The organism is Microbacterium sp. Bi128 (assembly GCF_918698205.1).
Window position 1 is genome coordinate 1 of sequence record NZ_CAKKMM010000555.1, and the last position, 3,146, is coordinate 3,146.

The 3,146-nt window shown below is 67.1% G+C and carries 1 protein-coding gene and 1 pseudogene; both read right to left on the bottom strand.

Features of this window, described 5'->3' with window-relative positions:
- Window positions 1–2,287 (bottom strand): annotated as a pseudogene (locus LQV45_RS22795) (efflux RND transporter permease subunit); the annotation flags it as partial.
- A 119-nt stretch (window positions 2,288–2,406) separates the two neighbouring features.
- On the bottom strand, window positions 2,407–3,146 hold a 740-nt coding region (locus tag LQV45_RS22800), incomplete at its 5' end, for a malate:quinone oxidoreductase (protein ID WP_230008946.1).

Genomic DNA, 3,146 nt, shown 5'->3' on the forward strand with positions numbered 1-3,146 from the left:
GTCCCGGACGGCCTCGATGCTCGTGAAGCGGGTGCCCTCGCCAATCCGGACCGGGAAGTCGTTGGTGTCGATGCGGATCGTCCCGGCCGGAATCGGGCTGATCGTGGCGGCCAGGACCCCGGCCACGCGCCCCTCGTTCAGGCCGGCCGCGACGGCCTTGGCGCGGTCCACCTTGACCTGGACCACCGGCTGGCTGGCGGCCAGGTTGGTGGCCACTTCGCTGCTGCCCGGGACACCGTCCATGGCCTTGACCATCGCGTCACTGGCCGTCTGGAGGTCGGCGGTGGTGGCGGCCTTGAGGGTGATGTCCACGGTTGACGAAGTGCCGAAGCCGCCCTGCTGGGAACCGACCGTGATCTTTCCGGCATCGCCGAGCTTGGAGAGTTCGCTGCGGACGGTCTCCTGGAGCTTGCCCTGGTTGGCCTTCTCGTCCGTCACCACGGTGAACGTCGAATTGGACGCGCCGGAGGAGAGCAGGGCCGAGAAGCCGGTCTGGGCGTTGCCGGTGGTGGCCTGGACGTCTTTGATTCCGTCGATGCCCCGCAGGGTGTCCTCGACGCGGATCGCCGAAGCGCTGGCCTCGTCAAGGCTGGTCCCTGCCGGCAGGGCCTGCTTGACGGTCATGCTGTTCTCGCCGGAGCGGCCCAGGAGGTCGGTGGCGAGCAGCGGGGACATCGCCACGGTGCCGGCAAGCACCAGGGCCGCGGCGACCAGGGTGAGGACCGGGTGCCGCTGCGTGCCGGACAGGACAGGCAGGTAGCCGCGCTGCAGGAGCGTGCTCTGCTCGGCCTCGTGCGCCTTGGCGGCGATGCCAGCGGCAGAAGCCGGAGAGCCGGTGACGGCGGGCGTGCGCAGGAACCAGTAGGCCAGCACCGGCACGATGGTCAGCGAGACCAGCAGCGAGGAGAGCAGGGCGATGGTCACTGTCAGGGCGAACGGCCGGAACAGCGCACCGGCCAGGTCGCCGACGAAGGCGATGGGCAGGAAGACGGCCACGGTGGTCAGGGTGGACGCCGTGATGGCGCCGGCAACTTCGCGGATGGCGGTCCCGATCGCGGTGATCTTGTCCTCGCCGTAGCTCAGGTGCCGTTTGATGTTTTCGATGACCACTATCGAGTCGTCCACGACGCGGCCGATCGCGATGGTGAGCGCCCCAAGGGTGAGGATGTTGAGTGAGTAGCCGGTGCCAGCGAGGCCGATGAACGTGATCAGCAGGGACAGCGGGATGGACACGGCCGTCACCAGGGTGGCGCGCACTGACATCAGGAACACCAGGATCACCAGGACGGCGAAGCCCAGTCCCAGCAGGCCCTCGGTGGTGAGGTCCTTGATGGACTTCTCGATGAACGGCGCCTGGTCGAAGACCGGGGTGAATTTGGCGTTGGAGCCAAGCTCGGCCTCAAGTTGCGGGATGGCGTCCTTGACCGCGTGGGAGATCGCGACGGTGTCGCCCTCGGGCTTCTTGGTCACGGACAGGGCGAGGGTTTCCTTGCCGTTGGTCCGCGTGATTGACGTGCGGGCGTCCTCGACCAGGCTGACATCCGCCACGCTGCCGATCGTCGCCGCATCACGGGCCGCGCCCAGCGGGAGGGCCTTGATGGCGTCGAGGGAGTCGACCGGGCTGCCGATCTGCAGCGAGAGGGTTTTGCCCTGTTCCTCGATGGTGCCGGCCGGGACCAATGCACCGTTGTTCTTCAGCGCGTCGCTGATGGCCTGGAGGCTCGTGCCCGATGCCGCCAGGTCCCGGGGCCGCGGCAGGATCTGGATGTGCTGCGTGGCGCCGCCGGTCACGTCGGCGCCGCGCACGCCGTCGAGCTTCTGCAGCACAGGGACGCTGAGCCGGGCGAGATCGGCGTTGAGTTCACTGAGCGGTTTGTCGGAGGACACGGCCAGGAAGACGATCGGGAAGTCGCTGATGCTCCCGGCGATCGCCTGCGGCTGGACGTCCTTCGGCAGGGCCTGCTTGGCGTTGGAGATGGCGCGGTCGATCTGGTTCCTGGCCCGGTCCAGGTTGGAGCGAGACGCCGTTCCGGGACGTTGACGACGTCGATTCCAGCCCCTCGACGCTGTTCAGCGCCTTTTCCAACGGGGCACTGATCTGCTTGTCCACGACTTCCGGCGACGCACCGGGCATCGAGGAGATCACGGTGATCTGCGGGAACTCGATGGAGGGGATGAGCTCCTGTTTCAGCGAGGACATCGTGATCACGCCGAAAACGCAAGCGAACACCGTGATCAGCGCGATCAGGGCCCGGTTGGCGAGAGACAGCTTTGCGAGCCGGAACATCTCATGGTCTCCTGGTGGGTCGGGGGCGTCCTGCACAACGGGACATCAAAAAACGGGGACGTCACGGGTTGCAGCGGTCCCAAACCAGCAGTGTAAACCAGCCGCGGCCGGGCGCCGGCTTAGTTGCTGGCGGTGACCTGTTCGAGTTGCAGCGCCTTGGCCGTCTCGGCCTCCAGCGTGGCGGCGAGCTCAGGGTTGTCGTTGAGCTTGACGCCGTAGCCGGGCATCATGTCCTTGAGCTTGGACTGCCAGCCCTTGAAGTTCTTCGGGAAGGACTTCTGGAGCAGCTCGATCATGATCGGCACGGCGGTGGACGCGCCCGGGGATGCGCCAAGCAGGGCGCCGATGGTGCCGTCGCGTCCGGCGATGACCTCGGTGCCGAACTGCAGCACGCCGCCCTTCTTCGGGTCCTTCTTGATGATCTGGACCCGCTGGCCGGCGGTGATGAGCTCCCAGTCGCCGTCCTTGGCCTCGGGGTAGTACTCCCGCAGGGCCTCGACCTTGTCGCCGTGACGCTTGGCGACTTCCTTGATCAGGTAGGCGGTGAGGTCCATGTTGTCCTTGGCCACGGCCAGCATCGGGATGATGTTGGAGGGGCGGATGGACAGCGGCAGGTCCAGGTAAGAGCCGCTCTTGAGGAAGTTCGTGGAGAAGCCGGCGTACGGGCCGAACAGCAGGGAGCGCTTGCCGTTGACGTAGCGGGTGTCCAGGTGCGGCACGGACATGGGCGGGGCGCCGACAGACGCCTGACCGTAGACCTTCGCGCTGTGCCGGGCAGCGATGCTCTCGTCGGTGCAGCGGAAGAACTGGCCGGAGACCGGGAAACCGCCAAACCCCTTGCCTTCCGGGATGCCGGAGG